Genomic DNA, 21,746 nt, shown 5'->3' with positions numbered 1-21,746 from the left:
GCCCGGAATTTTTTATGAGAACTTCATTGCCGTGATGGTGAACATCGACGTCGATGATGGTTGCGGACAACCGCGTAGCAGAGCCTCAGAGCACCTTCACCGCACGCCCGATCGCCTGAATCGGCCCGGTCGGTTTGCCGATCGGTGAGCCATTGGCGCCTTCCAGGGTCAGCTCAAACAGCTGGTTGGGTTGCAGCGGCGGCAACTTGTCCAGCGGCACCGACAACGCTTGCCCCGGTTTGACCAGTCCCAATGACACCGGTCCCGACCAGCCGTCAGCCTTGGTCCAGAACTCCAGCGCCTTGTCCGCCGGCACCTCGACCACGCCCAGTGGAATCAACTGGATCTCCCGCGCATTGCTCGCCTGAATCACCCAACCCGGCGCCTTGTCCTGCGGCGCCACCAGCACCACCAGATAACTCGGTTTCGGCGCAGTCTGGGTCAGTAGCATCGCGCCCAGAATCAGCGTCGCAGCCAGGCCCGCCGCACTCAAACCGCGCCACAGCGGCAGCAGGTTCCACCAGGAAGCGAGAGGTTTTCTCACCGTCAGCCGTTCGAGACTGCGCTCGATACGTGGCCATAACTGCGCCGAGGGTTGCTGAGGTTCGGCCAGATCGGTCAGCTCCAGCAGACGTCGCTCCCATGCGTCGACTGCCGCGCGCAACTCAGGATCGTTCGGCAGGCGCCGTTGCACCTCGATGCGCTGTTCGAACGACAAGGTGCCGAGCACGTATTCGCCGGCCAGTTCATCCCGTTCCTGCGCTGATTCGCCGGTCATCCCATGCACTCCCGCAAAGCATTGAGGCTGCGCTTGATCCACGCTTTGACCGTGCCCAGCGGCGTGCCGAGGCGCGCGGAAATCTGCGCGTGGCTGTAACCGTCGACGTAGGCATGGAGGATGCAGCTGCGCCGCTGCGGTTCCAGTTGTTCGAGGCAGCGATGAATGCGCGCCGAGTGAACATCGACCGCCTCATCAGACGCCGCTGTCTCATGTTCTTCGCTGAACGGCGTTTCCCGACTTTGCTTGCGCAACTGATTCAAGGCCAGGTGCCGGGTCACGCTGAACATCCAGCCCCGCGCCGAACCGCGCGCCGGGTCGAACCCGGCCGCGCCGTGCCAGATCTTGATGAACGCCTCATGCACGATATCCTCCGCCAGCGCCGTATCGCGCACCAGCCGCTTGGCCACACCGAGCAGGCGCGGGCCTTCCTGCACATACAAATCGCGCAAAGCCGCGCGCTCGCCCCGGGCACAGGCGGCGAGGCGGGCTTCGTAATCGAAAACGGATTCGGGTAAAGGCATGGGGTGCAATCTAGCTCACATTTCCCAAACATCCAGAGGCATGGTTCCCTGTGGGAGCGAGCCTGCTCGCGAATGCGGTGGGTCAGAAAGTAATAAGGCGACTGACACTCCGTCTTCGCGAGCAGGCTCGCTCCCACAGGATTGTGCACTGCTTCCGAATATCAGTTCGCCGCCCAGAAAATATAATCCGCCTGGTACTTCACCACTTCCTGCTTGCCCTTGTTCGCCATGGTGCACTCACTGCCCGGCGCGACGCCGCCCTTGAGCGCAACACGCTGGATATAGCTGACCCCGGTCATTGCGCCTTTGCCCTCGGCGGGATTGGCCTTGACCAGTTGATAAGGCAGGTTGCCCGGGCTCGACGGTGCCACGGCGAGTTGCGTGCCGGTGACTTTCGAACCGTCCTTGGCTTGCCAGGTCGCTGGCGGGCCGAAATAGGTGCCGACCTGTTTGCCGCTGCGATCATTGAGCACCGCTTTCGGGCCGACAAAGGTCCATTCGGTCTGCCCGGCCATATTGGGCTTGTCGCGGCATTCGTAGGTGATCTCGCCAACCCCGGTGGTTTCCAGGGCAATCTTGTGCCCGTCCGGCACCTTGATCGCGTCGGGATAACTGCTCTGGGCGAAGCCGGTCGCGGTGAAAGCGAGCAAACCGGTGAAGCCAATCAGCTGGGTGATGTTCATCCGATGATTCTCCGAAAAGGGTAGGGCGCTGACAGCACCAGAGTGGGCTGTTACAGGGACTACCCGTGACGGAGGCGATTGGATGCAGTGCCGGAAAAATAAATTTCAAACACCACCTATCAAACCTGTGGGAGCGAGCCTGCTCGCGAAAGCGTCGGGCCAGCCAGCACTTATGTGACTGATGCACCGCATTCGCGAGCAGGCTCGCTCCCACAAGGTTCTTCATCAGGCTTCAGGCCGGAGGCTTTCAGGAGTTCCTGGGTATACGGATGTTGCGGCGCAGCGAAGATCTCCCGCGACGAGCCTTGTTCAACCACCTTGCCGTCCTTGATCACCATCAAGTCATGCGCCAGCGCATGCACCACCGCCAGATCATGGCTGATGAACAGGTACGTCAGCCCATGCCTGATCTGCAACTGGCGCAACAACTCCACCACTTGCTTCTGCACCGTGCGATCCAGCGCCGACGTCGGTTCGTCGAGCAGAATCAGCGCCGGTTCCAGCACCAGTGCGCGGGCGATGGAGATGCGCTGGCGCTGGCCGCCGGAAAATTCGTGAGGGTAACGATGGCGGCTTTGCGGATCGAGTCCGACTTCCTCGAGCACGCGAATTACCGCTGCCTCGCGCTCGGCCTCGCTGCCGATGCCGTGGGTCAGCAAGCCTTCGGCAATGATCTGCTGCACTGACATGCGTGGGCTGAGGCTGCCGAACGGGTCCTGAAACACCACCTGAATCTGCCGGCGCAACGGGCGCATCAGACGCTGATTGAGCAGGCTCAACTGCTTGTTGCCGAAACGGATATTGCCCTCTGATTCGACCAGGCGCAGGATCGCTTGGCCCAGCGTCGACTTGCCCGAACCCGACTCGCCGACAATCCCCAGGGTCTTGCCGCGTTGCAGGGTGAAACTGACGCCGTCCACCGCTTTGATGTAATCCTGCTGACGGCTGAAGAGTTTTTTCGGCAGGGCAAACCACACCTTCAAATCATCGACTTCCAGCAGGTTGTGCTCGTACTCACTGGGCACTGGCGCGCCGCTCGGTTCCGCTTCGATCAACAACCGGCTATAGGGGTGTTGCGGCGCTTGGAACAGCGTCTCGCAATCGGCCTGTTCAACGATCTCGCCCTGACGCATTACGCACACGCGCTGAGCGATCCGGCGTACCAGATTGAGGTCGTGGCTGATCAGCAACAGCGACATGCCGAGGCGCTGCTGCAACTCGATCAGCAGTTCAAGAATCTTCTGCTGTACGGTCACGTCCAGCGCCGTGGTCGGTTCATCGGCAATCAACAGTTCCGGCTCGTTGGCCAGCGCCATGGCGATCATTACCCGTTGGCGCTGACCACCGGAAAGCTGATGCGGATAGGCTTTGAGTCGCTGCAACGGCTGGCGAATACCCACCAGTTCCAGCAGCTCCAGCGTCCGCGCGCGGGCGGCGCGGCCCTTGAGGCCCTTGTGGATTTCCAGCACTTCGCTGATCTGTTTTTCCACCGTGTGCAACGGGTTCAGCGAGGTCATCGGCTCCTGGAAAATCATCGCAATGCGATTGCCGCGCAAACCGCGCATCTGTTGTTCGCTGGCATGCAGCAAATCCACGCCGTTAAAACGAATCGCGCCGCTGCTGCTGACGCTCTGGCCAGGCAGCAGACGCAGAATCGAATGCGCCGTCACTGACTTGCCCGAGCCGGACTCGCCGACCAGCGCCAGACACTCGCCACGGCGAATATCGAGGTTCACACCGTGCACCACTTCTTGCCCTGCGAAGGCGACGCGCAGGTCGCGGATCTCGATTAAATGGTCTTGCATGTCAGCTCCTCGGATCAAAGGCATCTCGGCACGCTTCACCGATGAAAACCAACAAAGACAGGATCAGCGCCAAGGCAAAAAACGCCGTCAGCCCCAGCCACGGTGCCTGCAGATTGCGTTTGGCCTGGCCGATCAGTTCACCCAGCGATGCGGTGCCGGCGGGCATGCCGAAGCCGAGGAAATCCAGCGCGGTCAGGGTGGCGATGGCGCCGGTGAGAATGAACGGCAGGTAGGTGAGGGTGGAAGTCATGGCGTTGGGCAGAATGTGCCGGCGCATCAGTTCGCTGTCGGTCAGGCCCAGCGCGCGCGCGGCTTTCACGTATTCGAGATTGCGCCCCCGCAGGAACTCGGCGCGCACCACGTCGACCAGCGCCAGCCAGGAAAACAGCGCCATGATCCCCAGCAACCACCAGAAACTCGGCGAGACGAAGCCGGACAGGATGATCAGCAGGTACAGCACCGGCAACCCCGACCAGATTTCCAGTACGCGCTGCCCGAGCAAGTCGACCCAGCCGCCGTAATAACCCTGTAAAGCCCCGGCGAGAATGCCGATCAACGCGCTGATGGCGGTGAGGATCAGCGCGAACAGAATCGAGATCCGCGTGCCGAAAATCACCCGCGCCAGAACATCGCGAGCCTGATCATCGGTGCCCAGCCAATTGCTCGATGACGGCGGGCTGGGCGCCGGTTCGGTGAGGTCGTAGTTGACCGTGTCGTAACTGAACGGGATCGGCGGAAACAGCATCCAGCCGCCCTGATCCTCGATCAGCTTGTGTACGTAGTTGCTGGCGTAATCCGGCTGGAACGGCAACTCGCCGCCGAAATCGGTTTCCAGATAATCGCTGAGGATCGGGAAGTAAAAGGCGTCGTGGTAGCGGATCACCAGCGGCTTGTCATTGGCGATCAGCTCGCCAGCGAGGCAGATCAGGCACAGGCCGATAAACAGCCGCAGTGACCAGCGCCCACGGCGGTTGGCATTGAATTGCGCGACGCGGCGCTGGCCCAGAGGCGACAGTGTGAACATCAGGCAGTCCTCGCCGAGAAATCGATGCGCGGGTCGAGCAGGGTGTAGCAGAGATCGCCGATCAGCTTGATCAGCAGGCCGAACAGGGTGAACAGAAACAGCGCGCCGAACACCACCGGATAGTCACGCGACACCGCCGCTTCGTAGCTCATGCGCCCGAGGCCGTCGAGGTTGAAGATGGTTTCGATCAGCAGGGAACCGGCGAAAAACACTTCGATCAGTGCCGACGGCACGCCGGCCACCACCAGCAGCATGGCGTTGCGAAACACGTGGCCGTACAGCACGCGCCGCTCGGTCAGGCCCTTGGCTCGTGCGGTGATCACGTACTGCCGGCTGATCTCGTTGAGAAAGCTGTTTTTGGTCAGGATCGTCAGCGTGGCGAAGCCGCCGATCACCAGCGCCGTGACCGGCAGTACGAGGTGCCAGAGGTAGTCGCCGACCTTGCCCAATGTGCTGAGGCTGTCGAAGTTGTCCGACACCAGCCCCTGCACCGGAAACCAGTTGACGTAGCTGCCCCCGGCGAACACCACGATCAACAGAATGGCGAAGAGAAACGCCGGCATCGCGTAGCCGACGATGATCGCCGTGCTGCTCCAGACATCGAAGGCGCTGCCGTTCTTGATTGCCTTGCGAATGCCCAGCGGGATTGAAATCACGTAGGTGATCAGCGTCGCCCACAAGCCCAGCGACAGCGACACCGGCAGCTTCTGCACGATCAGGTCGGTGACCTTGGCGCCACGAAAGAAACTGTTGCCCAGATCCAGTTGTGCGTAGTTTTTCAGCAGCAGCCACAGGCGTTCGTGCAGCGGTTTGTCGAAGCCGTAATGGTGTTTGATTTCCTCGATCAGCGCCGGGTCCAGCCCACGGCTGCTGCGCCCGGCACCGCCGACCGCCGCGACTTCGCCGCCACCGCCCATGCTGTGCCCGCCAAAGCCTTGCAGGCGAGCGATGGCTTGTTCCACCGGGCCACCGGGTGCGGCCTGCACGATAAGAAAATTCACCACCAGAATGCACAACAGCGTGGGGATGATCAGCAGCAATCGGCGACTCAGATAACGCAGCATGTCACTGGCCTCCCGCAAGCTGAGCGCTCATCTGCTGAGTCGTCAGCGGCCTGGCCGAGACTTCCCACCAGGTGTTGAGACCTTCGTCATACGAAGGTTGCACGGCGGGCATGCCGAAGCGGTTCTGATACACCGTCGGCGTGCCTTTGGAGTAGTAGTTGGGAATCATGTAGTAACCCCATTGCAGCACCCGGTCGAGGGCGCGGGCGTAATGCACCATGGCTTCGCGGCTGTTGGCCTGGACCAGCCCGTCAATCAGTTGATCGATTGCCGGATCGGCCAGCACCATCGCGTTCGAGCTGCCGACTTGCGTGGCACTTTGCGAGCCGTACAGGCTGTACAACTCGCGGCCCGGGGAGACGATCGGATCGCCACTGCGCGGGAACGCGCAGACGATCATGTCGTAATCGCGGGCGTTGAGACGGTTGATGTATTGCGCCGAATCGATGCGGCGCAGATTGAGCGTGATGCCGATCTGAGCGAGGGTGCGTTTGAACGGCAGCAGCATGCGATCGAAGCCGCCCTGGCCATCGAGAAAGGTGAATTCCAGCGGCTCGCCGGCGGCGTTGACCAGACGATTGTTTTTCGCCGTCCAACCGGCTTCGGCGAGCAGCTTCAGCGCTTGCAGTTGCTTGTCGCGGATGTAGCCGCTGCCATCGGTTTTCGGCGCTTCATAGACCGTGGTGAACACCTCGTCAGGGACCTTGCCGCGCAGCGGTTCGAGGATCTTCAATTCCTCGGCATCGGGCAGGGCGCTGGCGGCCATTTCACTCTTGGGCCAGAAGCTGTTCTGACGCACGTAGAAGCCGCGCATCATCTGTTTGTTGGTCCACTCGAAATCCCAGAGCAGGCTGATCGCCTGACGCACGCGGCGATCCTTGAAGAACGGGTTCTGCAGGTTGAACACGAAGCCCTGAGCAGCGGTGGGTTTGTCCGGAGCGAGGATCGACTGCTGCAAGCGGCCGTCACGCAGTGCCGGGCTGTCATAGCCGACCACGTAACCAGAGGAGGAGAACTCACGGTTGTAGTCGAACGCGCCGGCCTGCAACAGCTGGCGGGCGACGTCGGTGTCGCCGTAGAAATTCACCGTCAGGCTGTCGAAGTTGTACATGCCGCGACTGACCGGCAGGTCCTTGCCCCACCAGTCCGGGTCACGCTGGAAACTGATGCTGCGTCCGGCGTCGACCTTGCTCACCCGGTACGGGCCGCTGCCCAGCGGTGGCTCGAAGCCGCCGCCGTTGGCGAAGTCGCGGGTTTTCCACCAGTGCTCGGGCAGCACGCGCAGCGTCGCCAGATCCAGCGCGAGGGTGCGATTGAGGTTGTTCTTGAAGGTGAAACGGACCTGCCGTGAACTTTCGACCAGCACGTCCTGCACGTCGGCGTATTGCTGGCGGTAACTCAGGCTGCCCTTGGTCATCAGCAGGTTGAAGGTGTAGCGCACGTCTTCGGCGGTGATCGGCGTGCCGTCGGCAAAGCGTGCCTTGGGGTTGAGGGTGAAGCGCACCCACAAACCTTCGGGGTCGCGCTCGATCTGCTGCGCGACGAAGGCGTAAACCGTGTAGGGCTCGTCCAGCGATCGGAACGCCAGCGGCGCGTAGACCCAATCATTGACCTGCACCACCGAAATGCCCTGATCGGCATACGGCGTGATGTAGTTGTACTGACCGATCTCCATCGACGCACGGCTGAGCGAACCGCCCTTGGGCGCGTCAGGGTTAACAAAATCGAAATGCTTGAAGCCGGCCGGATACTTCGGCGCTTCGCCGTACACCGTCAGCGCATAACTGCCGCCGGCCAGCGCCGAAGTGCCGAAGCACAGCAGCGCACTGCCGAGCAGCAGGCCAGCCATGTTGCGCAAGAAACTCATGAAGTCACTCCTGAAAATCCCTGAAAGTCCACGGACCCAATGTGGGAGCGAGCCCTTGTGGCGAGGGGATTTATCCCCGATCGGCTGCGCAGCAGTCGCAAGATCAATGCATGCGGTACTTCTGATGCTCCGCGTCGGCAGGTCTTGGGGGCGCTTCGCACCCCATCGGGGATAAATCCCCTCACCACAAAGGCTCGCTCCCACAGGGGGATGCGCTTTATCTCGGGTTAGAAGTGGTAAGTCATGCGCGCAAACAATGTCCGGCCCAGCGGGTCGGTGTAGCGCGGGTCATAGCCGCTCTGGAAGTTGTAGGCCTGGTTGGAGAACGGCGGGTTGCGGTCGAAAACGTTCTTCATTCCGGCATCAACGTCGAGCACTTTGTTGAAGGTGTAACCGGCCGACAGATCCCACACCGAATACGACGCCACCCGCGCGTGCGTCTCGCGGTCGTAATCGTTGTAACCGGTGGTGAAGCGGTTGGTCAGCGCTGCTCGCGCCGCACCCAGGCTCCAGCTGCCGGTGAGGTTGTGCTTCCAGCGCGCGATCACGCCGTCACCCTGAAAGTCGCCGACCTTGTCGGTGAACGGGCCTTTGATGGTGCTCTGGAAGTCGTACTCGTCGACATAGGTGCCTTGCAGGCCGAGGCCGAACTGACCGTACGGCGTGTTCGGGAAGCGATAGTCGAGCGACACATCGACACCGTTGGTCTCGACGATGCCGAGGTTGGCGTTGCCGGTGACGATGTAGTTGAGCGTGCCGTCGGCGTTGCGCACGAAGCGGTCCGGGTAGGAGCCAGCCTGATCGAACACGGTGGATTCCGGGAACGGCTGGATCTGGTTGGAGATGTGAATCCACCAGAAATCCAGACCCACCGACAGATTGCTGATCGGCTGGTAGACGAAGCCCAACGTCACGTTGCGCGCCTTCTCCGGGGCCAGATCCTCGTTGCCGCCAATCTGGTTGAGGAATTGCTGACCGCAATCGCGGCCGCCGTTGCCGCCCGGTTGCACCACGCCGCCGGTACACAGCACCGGATCGTTGTAGTAACCCTGAGTGAACGTGATGCTGCGCGGCGAATACAGCTCGTACAGCGATGGCGCGCGGAAACCTTCGCTGTAGGCACCACGCACCACCAGCTCTTTGATCGGCTGATAACGGAACGAATATTTCGGGTTGGTGGTGCTGCCGAAGTCGCTGTATTTGTCGTGGCGCACAGCGGCGGACAGTTCGAGGCTGTCGAGCACCGGCACGTTGAGTTCGGCATAGGCGGCCTTGACGCTGCGGTCGCCCTCGACGCTGCCGGCCGGGTCGATGCCGAGGCTCTGGATGTCGCCGGCGAACGACTCGAAGTCCTGATGGAATTTCTCCTTGCGGTACTCGCCGCCCAGAGCCAGACCGGACGGACCTGCGCCGAACCAGTCGCCGATTTCACGGCTGACGCGACCATCGAACCCGGCCACGCGACCCACGGCTGTGGAGTAGGCGCCGTGGTACGCGGCGGCATCGATGTACTGCTGGCCGGCAGCGGTCTGCGGGCCGAACGGGTTGAGCAAACCGCTGGCCAGCCCGTCAATCATCGCCTGATCGCTGACATAGCCACTGGTGACGCTGGAGACGATTTTGTTCTGGTTGTACGAGGCGCCGACGTTGTAATCCCAGCCGCCAACCAGACCATCGAAGCTCAGCAGAAAGCGCTGGCTGGTGTTCTGGTCTTTCGATTCACGCGGGCCGGCAGCGGTTTCACGCCAGTTCACATCGACCGGCTGCGTCGGGTCGAGGGCGAAATCGGTGGGCGCCGGGGTGATGCCATTGCCGGGGTAGTACGGCGACGAGGAATCCAGGCTCAGACCAGTCAGTGGCGCCGGGCCGACGGCGACGGCGTTGTTGTTGCGCGACCAGAAATATTCAAGGTTGGCGTTGTGATCATCGCCGAGCTTGGCAGTGGTCTTGCCGAAGAACGAGGTCTTCTCGGTCTGTGGCACCAGATCGATGTATTCACGGGTGCTGAAGCGGCACAAGCCGTCGCGGGCGATCAGGTTGGGGCCGTTGCAATTGCTGTTGGCCAACGGGTTGGTGGCGTTGCCGTTCTGGCTGTAGTTGCCGGGGAACGCGGTGCCGGAAGTCTGATCGAGACCGCGACCGGGCGCATAGTCGGTGGCGAAGGAGCGGTCGTTGGCGTCGAGGTTCTGCTGCTTGTTGTAGTTGAACACGCCGAGGACGTTGAAGCGGTCTTCTTCGAGATCGCCGTAGCCCCAACTGGCGCTCATGTCTTTGGTCGCGCCGCCACCGCTGTGGGTCGGCGTTTCGCCGCCCAGGGTCAGGGCGCCATCGGTGAGAGATTTTTTGGTGATGAAGTTGATCACACCGCCGATGGCGTCGGTGCCGTACAGGGCCGAGGCGCCGTCGCGCAGCACTTCCACGCGTTCGATGGCGGCAAACGGGATCATGTTCAGATCCACCGCGCCGCCGGCCGAGTTGGTCCCCGACAGGGCGTTATTGGCCAGGCGTCGACCGTTGAGCAGCACCAGCGTCTTGTTCGCGCCGATGCCGCGCATGTCGGCAAACGACGCACCGCCAGTGGCCGCGCCGACGGAGCCGGCGCTGTTGTTGATCGACTGGCTGCCGGTGATGCGCTGCACCAGTTCGGCGGTGGTGGTCACGCCCTGTTTGCGCAGCTCGTCAGCCTTGAGGATGGTGATCGGCACCGCCGTTTCCGCATCGACCCGGCGAATCGCCGAACCGGTCACTTCGACCCGTTGCAGTTGCGTGGTCGGCGCCGCCACGACAGCGGCTGCCGGCGTGGCACTGTTGTCGTCCTCGGCCGCTTGCACGGTCCCGGCGCCCATCCCCATGGCCACCAGATACAGCGGAACAAAACGGTGGCGAGACATCGTTGCCACCAAAGGTTTGAGCGTGAAGCGTGGAGTGTTCATCAGCATGGTTGTTTCCGATTTTCAGACGTTATCGAATTGGCCTTGTGAGCCGCTCATTGCTCCGCTTCCGGTGATACCGCGCGCGGAAAACCACTTTCTTCAAGCAAGCCGATCCCCTCCGAAGACGCGGGGCGTTTTTTCGGTCGGCCGGGTGCGACGGGATTTCTTTCAGCGGCGCCGGGCGGGTGTTTCAACACCCATCCGGCACCGCACTCAGTGGGTGGTCATCACCGAAATCTTGCTGATGCCGGAGCGTTCGATCGATGCCATCGCCTTGGCCACCTGGCCGTAATTGACGGCGGCGTCGGCCTGCAACTGCACGCGCACGTCGGCGTCCTTGGCCTTGACCTCCTTGAGACTGGCCTCGAGGGATTTCGGGGCCAGTTCGGTCTTGGCCAGATAGAACTTGCCGTCCTGATCGACGCTGACCACCACCGGGTCTTTCTTTTCGGCAGGGGCGACGGCGTCGGTTTTCGGCAGGTTGACCTTGATCGCGTTGGTCATTAGCGGCGCGGTGACAATGAACACCACCAGCAGCACGAGCATCACGTCGACCAGCGGCGTAACGTTCATTTCGCTGAGCACTTCATCGCTGTCTTGAGTGGAAAACGACATCAGCTAGCCTCCCGCACGGCGGTGGTGCTTTTGCTGGCAATGGCCTGGCGGCTGATGGAAAACGCACTGCGCGAGGCGAGGGCGTCGAAGTCGTGGGCGAAGTCGTCCATGTCCGCCGAGGCGAGTTTCAGCCGACGCAGGAAGAAGTTGTAGATCAGCACCGCCGGCACCGCGACGGCGATGCCCACGCCAGTGGCGATCAGCGCGTGGCCGATAGGTCCGGCGACCGCTTCAAGACTGGCCGAGCCGGTTTCGCCGATGCTTTGCAGGGCTTCCATGATTCCCCACACGGTGCCGAACAAACCAATGAACGGCGCGGTGCTGCCGATACTGGCGAGGATCGCCTGGCCGTTTTCCAGCGAGCGACGTTCCTTCTGGATCTGCTGGCGCAGGTTGCGTTCCAGGCGGTCGGAGCGGTTGATGGTGTGCGCCAGTTGCTGCGTGGTGCGCGGCGAATCTTCCACCAGCAGGGCTTCGAAACCACTGCTGGCGATGCGCGCCAGCGAGCCCGGATACTGGCTGGCGTGTTCAGCGGCGGTGAGCAGGTCCGGCGCGCTCCAGAAGGCTTTGGCAAACTGCTTGTTCTGCGCTTTCTGGCGCAGGTATTGGGCCGACTTGACCAGCAGGATCGCCCAACTGACCACGGAAAACAGCACCAGACCCCAGAGCACACCGGGGACAATCATCGAAGACAGTGAATCGTTCATGGCTACACCTCGCTTGCGTTAATCAGTAATGAGTCGGTTGCGCCGTCATTGCGGCAATTTGAAATCGATGGTCTGGGTGGCGAAGCCGTCGATCGGCGTGTCACCGCGCTTGGCCGGAATGAACTTCCAGTTCTTCACCGCCGCGACGGCCGCCTCATCCAGTTGCGCCTTGCCGCTGGACTTGGTCACAGTCACCGCACCGGCACGGCCGTTGGCCAGCACCTGAATGCGCAGCACCACGCTGCCTTCCCAATTGCGGCGCAGCGCCAGCGACGGGTATTCCGGCGGCGGGTTGCCAAGGCTGGCCAGGCCGGAGATCGCCGCCGACTCCTTGACCGGAGCGGGCGCAGCAGGGGGGTGCCGGTGGTGCGCTCGGTGTCGTCGGCGCCGCAGGTGCGGCAGGTTGCGCCGGGGCCGGCGGCGCTTTCGGTGGCTCGACTTTCTTCACCGGTTTGGGTTTCTCGACCGGTTTTGGTTTTTCGATTGGCTTGGGCTTCTCCACCGGTTTGGGCGGCGGCTTGACCGCGTCCTCGTCTTCCACCGGCTGCTCGGGTTCCGGCGGCGGTGGAGGCGGGGGCGGCGGTGGTGGTTCCGGTGTCGGTGGGGCCGGAGGCGTCGGGCTGGTCAACTCGACGGTCATTTCCGGAATTTCCGGCGGCGTCGGCAGTGGCTCCGGCCGCGCCTGATGGAAGAACCACCACGCGCCGCCGTGTATCAGCGCCGACACGGCGATCAGCAAGAGCAACTGTGGTTTGTTCAACCCGCCGGGTCGTGATGTGTTGGCTGTAAACGCCGGCCTGCCCGGGGGCGGCGGGACCGGCGCTTGCTGCAACGGCCCCGGCAGGGTTTTGTGCTTTACCGCATCGTTCATTAAAGCTCCCTCGGGTCAGATGAAGGGCAATAAGGTGCCGTCCGAACATATGGCTGATGTTCGAGTGAGTGGGTGCAACTTTCTTCAAGGTGTACGCGAGCCGATAGTTGGACTATCTGTTTAAACGGCCTCGAACAAACTTAATGGCTTAGTAGCATCTATATCGATTGTTCATTACCCATTCCGTGGCTTGTTGTTGTGCGGAGACGTGAGCTGTCTCAGGTTTGTTACAGTTTGCAACAGGTGTGCCAGTTATTGCCGAACTGCATCGAGTGTATTTACGCAGTGTTGCCGATGTCGCATTTCTATAAGTTTCAAACTCGCTCGGAGTTTTATACGGCGCAAAGCGGTCCTCAAGTCCTCGCAGGAGGGCTTTTTCGAGTGCGAGCCAGAGGGAGCGCTGTATCACGCCAATCGACGGGATAGAGCGGCTGCTCGGTGATCAGGCTTAGCACCTATCGGTGCGTAGCGAATCGATTTGGTGCAGGTCAGTCATTCAGCGGCTCACGGGACAAGTTCCTTATTTTGATTCTGGAGTATTGGTAACTGCATCACATTTGGGCGTGCGCTTTTGGTGCAGCTTCAATGACGGGTAGTCATTGTTAGACAATCTTGTTGTTGTGCCTTTTATTAATTGCCGTATTTAAAAAATAAATAACACTCGGCGCCCGGCGATCGCTCGATCGCCAGGCACGCAAAGTGTGCATTGGGTTTCAGGTAATAAAGGAGAAACGCGCCAGGCTGAATAGGTTCGGCTGAACTTTGGGCTGGATTTGCGAGTGAGTCGGGTATGTCGTACGGCGGAGCATTTGAAGATTCACGGAGGAACTCCTTATTGCCAGCTCGGACAGGCGAACTTTTGGTTCGCTGTCGCACCTTACAAGAACGCGGATAGCGTTCGATGAATGCTCTTGGTGCGGGATGGGCACCGCCAGCGCTGATTGGCGAAGGTTGATTTCGCAAGTCGGCAGTGCATGGGAAAAACGTGCCAATCACGACACATTTGCAGAATTTTCTACGTCAGGCCAGCCAGCCATCTACCCTGTGCAAAGGCCTTATCGGGGGAACGGACATGTACCAGCTCTACGGGCACAAGAATTCCGGCGCGGCTGCCATCGAGGCGGCACTGGAGTTGTGCCAGATCGCCTATCGCTTCATTGATACCGAAGCCAGCGCCGAGGCCGACGAGGCGCTGGGCAAACTCAATCCGCTGAAACAGATACCGACCCTGCAACTGCCGGACGGCAGCGCCATGACCGAAAGTGCGGCGATCCTTATTCACTTGGGCCTGACGTTTCCCAAGTCCGGCCTGCTGCCGAGCAAGGCTGCCGATCGTGATCAGGCAATTCGCGGCCTCGCCTATATCGTCAGCAATTGCTACGCAGCGGTCGGCATCATCGATTACCCCGAGCGCTGGCTGAGCACGCCCGACGAGAGCGCACGGCAAAACCTGATCGCCGGCACCCGCCAGCGCCTGCACTTCAGTTGGGAGGTGTTTGCCGATCAGTTTTCCGGGGAGTTGTATCTGGATGATGAAACGCCCGGTGCACTGGATGTGCTGGCGGCCGTGGTGAGCCGCTGGGCCGGCAGCCGCGAACATCTGCGCCAGACCCGCCCGGGCTTTTATGCGTGGCTGCAAAGGATCGACCGGCACCCGGTGCTGGCACCGGTGTTTGAGCGGCACTGGCCGGCCTGACAGGCGAGATCGTTCCCACGCTCTGCGTGGGAATGCCTCAACGGACGCTCCGCGTTCGGCTTTAGAGGGACGCGGAGCGTCCCGGGCTGCATTCCCACGCAGAGCGTGGGAACGATCATCACTGACCTGGCGCATTCGCGAGCAGGCTCGCTCCCACAAGGGGATCACGGCGGTGGGCTCAGTCGCCGCGAATGTACTGCTCCAGTTGTTTGATCAGCTCGGCCTGTTCGGCAATTGCCTCTTTCACCAGGTCGCCGATCGACAACAGGCCGATCAACTGGCCGTCCTCGACCACTGGCAGGTGGCGCAGGCGTTTGTCCGACATGATGCCCAGGCAGGTATCAACCGTTTGTTTAGTGTCCACGGTGATCACGTCCTTGACCATGATGTCGCGCACTGGCGTACCGACCGAAGAGCGCCCGTGCAGCACCAGTTTGCGGGCGTAGTCGCGCTCGCTGATGATGCCGACCACTTTGTTGTCTTCGACCACCAGCAAGGCGCCGACGTTTTTCTCGGCCATCTTCATCAGCGCTTCGAGCACCATGTGATCGGGTTTGATCTGGTGCACTTCCTGATTTTTCTGATCTTTGAGCTTGAGCAGTTGGGCGACGGTCTTCATGGCGGTTACTCAGGTGTTGTCGTTGTTCATCAAGCATCGTAGACGCAGCTGCGCAGAGCAAGGTGGCAAAGCGGCAGTTAGCGTGCAAAAAACGCCATTTGCCGGAAAAAACTTCTTTGTATCGGTGAATGAAGCATGTGGCTAGGGGATTTAGCCCTGCAGGTCTGCGCAGCAGGCCCTTTCATTAAAGGCGGGGCCGCTTCGCGGCCAGCGGGGATAAATCCCCTCGCCACAGATAAATCCCTCGCCACAAATGCTGCGTAGAATGGCGTTCTGATTGAAACGTTGAGGTCGCAGTGGTGGATTTACAGCAGGGCTTCGTCCTGACCCGGCATTGGCGCGATACGCCGGCCGGCACCGAAGTCGAGTTCTGGCTGGCAACGGACGCCGGGCCGCGCCGCGTGCGTCTGGCGCCTCAGCCATCGGTGGCGTTTATTCCCGCCGCCCAGCGGGAAGCGGCCGAGCGTCTGCTGCACGATGAAAAGAATGTAGAGCTGCGACCGTTGGCCTTGCTCGATTTTCAGCATCGTCCGGTGCTCGGTCTGTATTGCCAGCAGCACGGCCAGTTGATGCGCCTCGAAACCGCGCTGAACCGCGCCGGCGTCGACGTCTTTGAAGCCGACGTGCGCCCGCCGGAACGCTATCTGATGGAGCGCTTCATCACCGCGCCGGTGCTGTTTGGCGGCACGCCTGATGCTGACGGCGTACTGATCAACGCCCAACTGAAACCCGACCCCAATTACCGGCCGAAACTGCGTCTGGTCTCGCTCGACATCGAGACCACCGAAAACGGCGAGCTGTATTCCATCGCGCTGGAAGGCTGTGGCGAGCGCCAGGTGTACATGCTCGGCGCGCCGAATGGCGACGCCAGCATTGTCGATTTCGACCTTGAATACTGCGATTCGCGCACGCTCATTCTGAAGAAGCTCAACGACTGGTTCGCCCGCCACGACCCTGACGCGATCATTGGCTGGAACGTCGTGCAGTTCGATTTGCGCATCCTCCATGAACACGCACGGCGTCTTGGCGTGCCGCTGAAGATCGGTCGTGGCGGCGAAGAAATGCAGTGGCGCGAGCACGGCAGCCGCAATCACTACTTCGCCTCGGCAGCGGGGCGGCTGATCATCGATGGCATCGAGTCGTTGCGTTCGGCGACCTGGAGTTTTCCCTCGTTCAGTCTGGAAAACGTCGCGCAGACCCTGCTCGGCGAAGGCAAGGCGATCAACAACCCATACCAGCGCATGGACGAGATCAACCGCATGTTCGCCGAGGACAAACCGGCGCTGGCCAAGTACAACCTCAAGGACTGCGAACTGGTCACGCGGATCTTCGCCAAGACCGAACTGCTGACGTTTTTGCTCGAACGCGCCAGCGTCACCGGTTTGCCGGCCGACCGCAGCGGCGGTTCGGTCGCCGCGTTCACCCATTTGTACATGCCGTTGATGCATCGCCAGGGCTTCGTTGCACCCAATCTGGGCACCAATCCACCGCAGGCCAGCCCCGGCGGGTTTGTCATGGATTCACGCCCGGGGCTTTACGAATCGGTGTTGGTCCTCGATTACAAAAGCCTTTACCCGTCGATCATCCGCACCTTTCTGATCGACCCGGTGGGCTTGATCGAGGGCCTGCAACACCCGGATGACGCCGACTCGGTGCCGGGTTTTCGTGGCGCACGCTTCTCGCGCACCCGCCATTGTCTGCCGTCCATCGTGGCGCGGGTGGCCGAAGGGCGCGAAACCGCCAAGCGCGAGCACAATGCGCCGCTGTCCCAGGCGTTAAAGATCATCATGAACGCCTTCTACGGCGTGCTCGGCTCCAGTGGTTGCCGTTTTTTCGATACCCGGCTCGCCTCGTCGATCACTTTGCGCGGCCACGAAATCATGCTGCGCACCCGCCAGTTGATCGAAGAACAGGGCCACGCGGTCATTTACGGCGACACCGATTCAACCTTCGTCTGGCTGCGCAGTCTGCACGGCCAGGAAGAAGCAGCGCAGATCGGCCATGCGCTGGTCAAGCACGTCAACGATTGGTGGCGCGCGCATGTGCGCGAGGAATACGGGCTGGAAAGCGCGCTGGAATTGCAGTTCGAGATTCACTACAAGCGCTTTCTGATGCCGACGATTCGCGGCGCCGAGGAGGGCAGCAAGAAGCGCTACGCCGGCCTCGTTACCCGCGCCGATGGCAGCGAAGAAATGGTCTACAAGGGCCTGGAGACCGTGCGCACCGACTGGTCGCTGCTGGCGCGGCAATTTCAGCAGGAGCTGTATGAGCGGATTTTCCAGCGCAAGCCGTATCAGGATTACGTGCGCGACTACGTGCGCAAGACGCTCGCTGGCGAGTTCGACGATCGGCTGATCTACCGCAAGCGCCTGCGCCGCACCCTCGACGATTATGAACGCAACGTGCCGCCGCACGTCCGCGCGGCGCGGCTGGCCGACGAATACAACGCCGAGCACGGGCGGCCACGGCAATATCAGAACGGCGGCTGGATCAGCTACGTCATCACCCTGGCCGGTCCGGAGCCGCTGGAGGTACGCCGCGCCGCCATCGACTACGACCACTACATCACTCGGCAGCTGCAACCGGTGGCGGATGCGATTCTGCCGTTTGTCGACGACGACTTCTCAACCCTGATCGGTGGGCAACTGGGCCTGTTTTGAGTCGAGCAATTGCAGCGTCCATTCATCGAGAATGCCGTGGAAGTAGCGCTCCAGTGCCTGATGGAACAGGCTGTCCTCGGCGCTGAACTGGGCGAACAAAGTCATCGAAGAATGAAATTTCAGGTCATCGGGATGGCCGAAAATGTCTGCAATCGAGCGCTGCGGCACATTCAGCACCAGTTGCGTGCAAGTGCGCAGCCGCGCCCCGAGCAGCTCGTGGGCCAGATAGGCCTGGGCTTCCTCGGCTGAACCAATGGCAAAGCGCCGGGCCATCTCGCTGCCGCCCAACCCGGCGAATTGCGGGAAGACGAACCACATCCAGTGGCTGCGCTTGCGGCCCGTCTCGAGTTCACGCTGGACCCGTTCGAACACCGGGTCCTGAGCCTGGACAAAACGTTGCAGGTTGTACGGGTCGTGCAGATCTGTGCTTCTCATGGCGAAGCCCTCGCAGTCGGCAGCTCAGACCATGGCCAGTCGCTGCTTGCGTTGTGGCGCCGGAAACACCTTGTCCAGCGCCGCCAGATCCCCGGCGTCCAGTTGCAACTGCGCCGCCTCGGCATTGAGTTGCACATGCTCCGGGCGCACAGCCTTGGGAATCGCAATCACGCCGTCCTGGCGCAGGAGCCACGCCAGTGAAATCTGCGCCGGGGTGGCGTTGTAACGACTGGCAATGTCCTGCAGAACCGGCTCGGCGAGCATCGCGCCGCCCTGGCCGATCGGGCAGTAAGCCATCAACGGCAGGCGCTGATGCTGGCACCACGGCAGCAGATCGAATTCGATGCCGCGCTCCTCGAGGTTGTACAGCACCTGATTGGTGGCGCAGGCCGAGCTGGACAGTTCTTCGAGGTCGTCGACATCGAAATTCGACACACCCCAACGGCCGATCTTGCCGTCCTCGCGCAGGCGTTCGAAGGCTTCGACGGTTTCCTCCAGCGGATACTGACCGCGCCAGTGCAGCAGATACAGATCGATGTAGTCGGTACCGAGCCGACGCAAACTGCGCTCGCAGGCTTGCGGGATGCCCTCGCGGCTGGCGTTGTGCGGGTAGACCTTGCTGACCAGAAAGACTTGATCGCGCAGACCGGCGATGGCTTCGCCGACCACCGTTTCGGCACCGCCCTCGGCGTACATCTCGGCGGTGTCGATCAGGGTCATGCCCCGCTCGATGCCGCTGCGCAGCGCCGCCACTTCACGGCTGTGCGCCGAACGATCTTCGCCCATGCGCCAGGTGCCCTGGCCAATCACGGGAACCTGCACGCCGGCCAACTCAAGGGTACGCATTCAAACCTCCTGCCTTAAAGAGTCGATATCTTTAGTGGGCAGCAGGATAGAGCAAGGGTTCCCGGAAGGAAGGAGGAGTCAAGGATGAAACCGGTCAATCGTGGCGACGGGATCTGGTGGCGAGGGGATTTGTGGCGAGGGGATTCATCCCCGCTGGGATGCGAAGCAGCCCCAAAAACCTGCAATAGAACGCTGTCTGGTACAGCGCGTGTTGCAGGATCGGGGCTGCTTCGCATCCCAACGGGGATGAATCCCCTCGCCACAGGGGGAGCATGGCAGGTTACTTGGTGGAGAACTTCAGGATCACGCTGTGGGCGTAAGTCTGCCCCGGATCAAGCCGCGTGCTCGGGAAGTCTGGCTGGTTCGGCGAATCCGGGTAGTGCTGGGTCTCGAGGGTGAACGCGCCCCAGTGTGGATAGACCTTGCCGCCCTTGCCCTTGACCGTGCCGTCGAGGAAGTTGCTGGTGTAGAACTGCACGCCCGGCTCGCTGGTGAACAGTTGCAGGACCCGTCCGGATTGCGGATCGCTGACTTCGGTGGCGAGCTTGCTGACATCGCCCTTGGTGTCCAGCGCCCAGTTGAAATCGAAGCCGCCCTGTTTCGGCTCGGCGAATTTCAGCTGCGGATGGTCAGCCTTGATGTGCGTGCCGATCGCCGTCGGTTTGCTGAAGTCCATCGGCGTACCGGCCACAGGCGCCAGCTCCCCGGTCGGGATCAGTTTCGCGGTGACCGGCGTGTAATGGCTGGAGTTGATCATGGCGACTTGCTTGAGAATATCGCCATTCCCGGCGCCGGCCAGGTTGAAGTAGCTGTGGTTGGTCAGGTTGAGCACGGTCGGTTTGTCGGTGCTGGCCTTGTAGTCGATGCGCAACTCGTTGTTGTCGGTCAGGCGATAGGTGACTTCGGTGGTCAGATTGCCCGGGAAACCCATCTCGCCGTCGGCCGAGAGGTAGGTAAGGGTTACGCCCACCGAATCCTTGTCCTTGGTTTCCCTGGCCTTCCAGACTTTCTTGTCGAAACCTTCGGGGCCGCCGTGCAGGGCGTTGGATTTGTCGTTCTGCGGCACTTGATAGCGCTTGCCATCGAGTTCGAAAGCACCTTCGGCCAAACGGTTGCCGAAGCGGCCGATGGTCGCGCCGAAGTACGCGGTGCCTTTCTGATAGCCCTGCACATCGTCAAAACCCAAGACGACGTCGTCGAACTTGCCGTGTTTGTCAGCGACTTTCAGCGCTTGCAGGGTCGCGCCGTAGGTAATCACGGTGGCTTGCATGCCGTGGCTGTTGCGCAGGATGTACTGTTCGACAGGCGTGCCGTCATTGGTTTTGCCGAAAGCTTTGTGTTCAGCGGTCAGGCCCGCCGCGTTGGCGGAAAGGGTAGCGATCATCAGGGACAGTCCGAGGCCGGAGAGCAGGTGACGGGATTGAAGCATGGTTGACCTTCCTTTTTGTTGTTGTTTTCGTATTGACCGTAGGAGCTGCCGAAGGCTGCGATCTTTTGATCTTCATCTTGATCTTGATTTTTAGAAGCAAGATCAAAAGATCGCAGCCTTCGGCAGCTCCTACATGTCACTAGTCATGCTATTTGAGTCGAGAGAGAAGATTTATAGCGGATTTACCGTTTTTGGCAAATATAAAGTCCGACTAATTGACATGGCGAAAAGCGCCGAAGGTCGGCTTCACCGCCGGAGCACTGCACTTTTTCGCAATCGGCGGCTCTATGCATGGCCAGGATGCGGTGACTCCCGCCGCACAGGAATGTGCCTGTCCGAGATTTCATGCCGAGTGTTTTTGCCCTGATCACCGCCGCTCACCGCCGCCCGTGCCTGCTGCTGGCCTGTCTGTTGTCGCTGTTGCTCAGCGGCTGCAGTCACCAGAACGGCAATGGATTTTTCAATCAGATACGTGAAGGGCAGCCGCAGGAATTTCTGCAGACCAGCGTCGACCGCATGGCCACCCTGGCGATGCGCGACAACCTCGACAGCCTCTATCGATTGATGGGCAAGCTCTACCTGCGCAACCCGGAAGAACTGCGCAAATCCGGTTTCCTCACCGTCAACGCCGCCGTGAAACAGGTGCGTCTCGCTGTCGAGCAACAGCAGCCGTTGCCCGTGCTGGGCGGGCGCAAGGATCTGGCGGCGCTGAGCTATGCGATGAGTCCGGAATTCCTCGGCGACCGCGTCGGCGCCTTCATCTATGCGATCGGCAGCATGCTGGTTACCGCCCACGGCAATCGCACCGAGTTCTACATGACCGACGCGATCAACCCGACGTTCGTGCACAACGCCGCGCGCAACATCGAAAAAGCCATGTGGATTTTGTCGCAACGACAGAACAAGGAAGGCCAGCCGTTGCTGTTCTCCAACGAAATCTCGGAGGAGGGCAGCAACCTCAGCTTCGCCACCGAATTCAGCAAAATCGTCGCGCGCCTCGACCTGCTCACGCAGATGCTCGATGAGCGCTATCGCAGGATCGGCCTGAATTACGCGCAGAGCCTGCTGTTTCTGAATTTCCTGCCGGTGCAGTGAGCCTTGCAGGTTTTCTGTAGCGCCAGGGGCCACTGTGGGAGCGAGCCTGCTCGCGAATGCGTTGCGTCATTCAACTCATCGGTCGGCTGACACCC

The 21,746-nt window shown here is 61.2% G+C and carries 17 protein-coding genes and 1 pseudogene; 3 read left to right on the top strand and 15 right to left on the bottom strand.

What is annotated here, in order from left to right; all coding sequences use genetic code 11:
* Positions 1 to 85: 85 nt before the first annotated feature.
* The 11 genes and pseudogenes from AB4N73_RS12200 to AB4N73_RS12150 form a co-directional block, all read right to left on the bottom strand.
* Positions 86 to 778, bottom strand: a complete 693-nt coding sequence (locus AB4N73_RS12200) for an anti-sigma factor (RefSeq protein WP_095182135.1) — start codon at positions 776 to 778, stop codon at positions 86 to 88.
* The gene (locus AB4N73_RS12195; RefSeq protein WP_150741204.1) at positions 775 to 1,302 is read right to left on the bottom strand and encodes a sigma-70 family RNA polymerase sigma factor; all 528 of its coding nucleotides are present in this window, start codon (positions 1,300 to 1,302) and stop codon (positions 775 to 777) included. Before AB4N73_RS12195 ends, AB4N73_RS12200 begins: the two co-directional genes overlap by 4 nt.
* Positions 1,303 to 1,463: 161 nt before the next feature.
* On the bottom strand, positions 1,464 to 1,985 hold the full coding sequence (locus AB4N73_RS12190; RefSeq protein WP_305381141.1) for a DUF3455 domain-containing protein: 522 nt from the start codon (positions 1,983 to 1,985) through the stop codon (positions 1,464 to 1,466).
* 170 nt (positions 1,986 to 2,155) lie between these two features.
* Positions 2,156 to 3,790: an ABC transporter ATP-binding protein gene (locus tag AB4N73_RS12185; protein WP_460143499.1), complete on the bottom strand. Its 1,635-nt coding sequence runs from the start codon at positions 3,788 to 3,790 to the stop codon at positions 2,156 to 2,158.
* Position 3,791: 1 nt separating this feature from the next.
* Positions 3,792 to 4,814 (bottom strand): ABC transporter permease, encoded by a 1,023-nt coding sequence (locus AB4N73_RS12180; protein ID WP_460143498.1) that lies wholly within the window; start codon positions 4,812 to 4,814, stop codon positions 3,792 to 3,794.
* A complete protein-coding gene (locus tag AB4N73_RS12175) occupies positions 4,814 to 5,878 on the bottom strand; it encodes a microcin C ABC transporter permease YejB (RefSeq protein ID WP_095182131.1) in 1,065 nt (354 codons plus the stop codon). Before AB4N73_RS12175 ends, AB4N73_RS12180 begins: the two co-directional genes overlap by 1 nt.
* A 1-nt stretch (position 5,879) precedes the next feature.
* Positions 5,880 to 7,745 (bottom strand): extracellular solute-binding protein, encoded by a 1,866-nt coding sequence (locus AB4N73_RS12170; protein ID WP_460143497.1) that lies wholly within the window; start codon positions 7,743 to 7,745, stop codon positions 5,880 to 5,882.
* A gap of 227 nt (positions 7,746 to 7,972) precedes the next feature.
* Entirely contained in the window at positions 7,973 to 10,684 is a 2,712-nt protein-coding gene (locus tag AB4N73_RS12165) for a TonB-dependent receptor (protein ID WP_252876606.1), read from the bottom strand.
* A gap of 207 nt (positions 10,685 to 10,891) precedes the next feature.
* Positions 10,892 to 11,293, bottom strand: a complete 402-nt coding sequence (locus AB4N73_RS12160; protein WP_460143496.1) for an ExbD/TolR family protein — start codon at positions 11,291 to 11,293, stop codon at positions 10,892 to 10,894.
* Complete coding sequence (locus AB4N73_RS12155) at positions 11,293 to 12,000, bottom strand: MotA/TolQ/ExbB proton channel family protein (protein ID WP_041477200.1); 708 nt, start codon at positions 11,998 to 12,000, stop codon at positions 11,293 to 11,295. Before AB4N73_RS12155 ends, AB4N73_RS12160 begins: the two co-directional genes overlap by 1 nt.
* A 45-nt stretch (positions 12,001 to 12,045) precedes the next feature.
* Positions 12,046 to 12,871 (bottom strand): annotated as a pseudogene (locus AB4N73_RS12150) (energy transducer TonB).
* 1,072 nt (positions 12,872 to 13,943) lie between these two features.
* Here AB4N73_RS12150 and AB4N73_RS12145 point away from each other — a divergent pair.
* The gene (locus tag AB4N73_RS12145; protein ID WP_073471360.1) at positions 13,944 to 14,567 is read left to right on the top strand and encodes a glutathione S-transferase N-terminal domain-containing protein; all 624 of its coding nucleotides are present in this window, start codon (positions 13,944 to 13,946) and stop codon (positions 14,565 to 14,567) included.
* Between the two features lie 178 nt (positions 14,568 to 14,745).
* Here the strand turns inward: AB4N73_RS12145 and AB4N73_RS12140 are convergent, their stop codons facing one another.
* Positions 14,746 to 15,186, bottom strand: coding sequence for a CBS domain-containing protein (locus AB4N73_RS12140; protein ID WP_252867905.1), 441 nt, complete (start codon positions 15,184 to 15,186; stop codon positions 14,746 to 14,748).
* Between the two features lie 299 nt (positions 15,187 to 15,485).
* Between AB4N73_RS12140 and AB4N73_RS12135 the strand changes: the two genes are divergently transcribed.
* Positions 15,486 to 17,846, top strand: a complete 2,361-nt coding sequence (locus tag AB4N73_RS12135; protein WP_460143495.1) for a DNA polymerase II — start codon at positions 15,486 to 15,488, stop codon at positions 17,844 to 17,846.
* On the opposite strand, the gene AB4N73_RS12130 is transcribed toward AB4N73_RS12135, so the two are convergent.
* The 3 genes from AB4N73_RS12130 to AB4N73_RS12120 form a co-directional block, all read right to left on the bottom strand.
* Positions 17,811 to 18,281, bottom strand: coding sequence for a DUF1810 domain-containing protein (locus AB4N73_RS12130; protein WP_056788700.1), 471 nt, complete (start codon positions 18,279 to 18,281; stop codon positions 17,811 to 17,813). The genes AB4N73_RS12135 and AB4N73_RS12130 overlap by 36 nt on opposite strands.
* Before the next feature lie 24 nt (positions 18,282 to 18,305).
* Entirely contained in the window at positions 18,306 to 19,127 is an 822-nt protein-coding gene (locus tag AB4N73_RS12125; RefSeq protein WP_460143494.1) for an aldo/keto reductase, read from the bottom strand.
* 280 nt (positions 19,128 to 19,407) lie between these two features.
* Positions 19,408 to 20,556 carry an aldose epimerase family protein gene (locus tag AB4N73_RS12120; RefSeq protein ID WP_125927589.1) on the bottom strand — a complete coding sequence of 383 codons (1,149 nt, stop codon included), beginning with the start codon at positions 20,554 to 20,556 and terminating at the stop codon, positions 19,408 to 19,410.
* Between the two features lie 345 nt (positions 20,557 to 20,901).
* Between AB4N73_RS12120 and AB4N73_RS12115 the strand changes: the two genes are divergently transcribed.
* On the top strand, positions 20,902 to 21,651 hold the full coding sequence (locus AB4N73_RS12115; RefSeq protein ID WP_016775367.1) for a hypothetical protein: 750 nt from the start codon (positions 20,902 to 20,904) through the stop codon (positions 21,649 to 21,651).
* The last annotated feature ends 95 nt before the right edge of the window (positions 21,652 to 21,746 follow it).

This window comes from Pseudomonas sp. S3_B08, from assembly GCF_054667725.1.
The sequence above is the reverse complement of the archived record's forward strand: the minus strand, read 5'-3'. Positions and strand labels throughout refer to the sequence as shown.

Coding starts and splice junctions, on each gene's coding strand:
- AB4N73_RS12140 (WP_252867905.1), bottom strand. CDS start 15,186: ATGAAGACCGTCGCCCAACTGCTCAAGCTCAAAGATCAGAAAAATCAG.
- AB4N73_RS12170 (WP_460143497.1), bottom strand. CDS start 7,745: ATGAGTTTCTTGCGCAACATGGCTGGCCTGCTGCTCGGCAGTGCGCTG.
- AB4N73_RS12120 (WP_125927589.1), bottom strand. CDS start 20,556: ATGCTTCAATCCCGTCACCTGCTCTCCGGCCTCGGACTGTCCCTGATG.
- AB4N73_RS12190 (WP_305381141.1), bottom strand. CDS start 1,985: ATGAACATCACCCAGCTGATTGGCTTCACCGGTTTGCTCGCTTTCACC.
- AB4N73_RS12195 (WP_150741204.1), bottom strand. CDS start 1,302: ATGCCTTTACCCGAATCCGTTTTCGATTACGAAGCCCGCCTCGCCGCC.
- AB4N73_RS12115 (WP_016775367.1), top strand. CDS start 20,902: ATGCCGAGTGTTTTTGCCCTGATCACCGCCGCTCACCGCCGCCCGTGC.
- AB4N73_RS12180 (WP_460143498.1), bottom strand. CDS start 4,814: ATGTTCACACTGTCGCCTCTGGGCCAGCGCCGCGTCGCGCAATTCAAT.
- AB4N73_RS12200 (WP_095182135.1), bottom strand. CDS start 778: ATGACCGGCGAATCAGCGCAGGAACGGGATGAACTGGCCGGCGAATAC.
- AB4N73_RS12125 (WP_460143494.1), bottom strand. CDS start 19,127: ATGCGTACCCTTGAGTTGGCCGGCGTGCAGGTTCCCGTGATTGGCCAG.
- AB4N73_RS12175 (WP_095182131.1), bottom strand. CDS start 5,878: ATGCTGCGTTATCTGAGTCGCCGATTGCTGCTGATCATCCCCACGCTG.
- AB4N73_RS12145 (WP_073471360.1), top strand. CDS start 13,944: ATGTACCAGCTCTACGGGCACAAGAATTCCGGCGCGGCTGCCATCGAG.
- AB4N73_RS12160 (WP_460143496.1), bottom strand. CDS start 11,293: ATGTCGTTTTCCACTCAAGACAGCGATGAAGTGCTCAGCGAAATGAAC.
- AB4N73_RS12165 (WP_252876606.1), bottom strand. CDS start 10,684: ATGCTGATGAACACTCCACGCTTCACGCTCAAACCTTTGGTGGCAACG.
- AB4N73_RS12185 (WP_460143499.1), bottom strand. CDS start 3,790: ATGCAAGACCATTTAATCGAGATCCGCGACCTGCGCGTCGCCTTCGCA.
- AB4N73_RS12155 (WP_041477200.1), bottom strand. CDS start 12,000: ATGAACGATTCACTGTCTTCGATGATTGTCCCCGGTGTGCTCTGGGGT.
- AB4N73_RS12130 (WP_056788700.1), bottom strand. CDS start 18,281: ATGAGAAGCACAGATCTGCACGACCCGTACAACCTGCAACGTTTTGTC.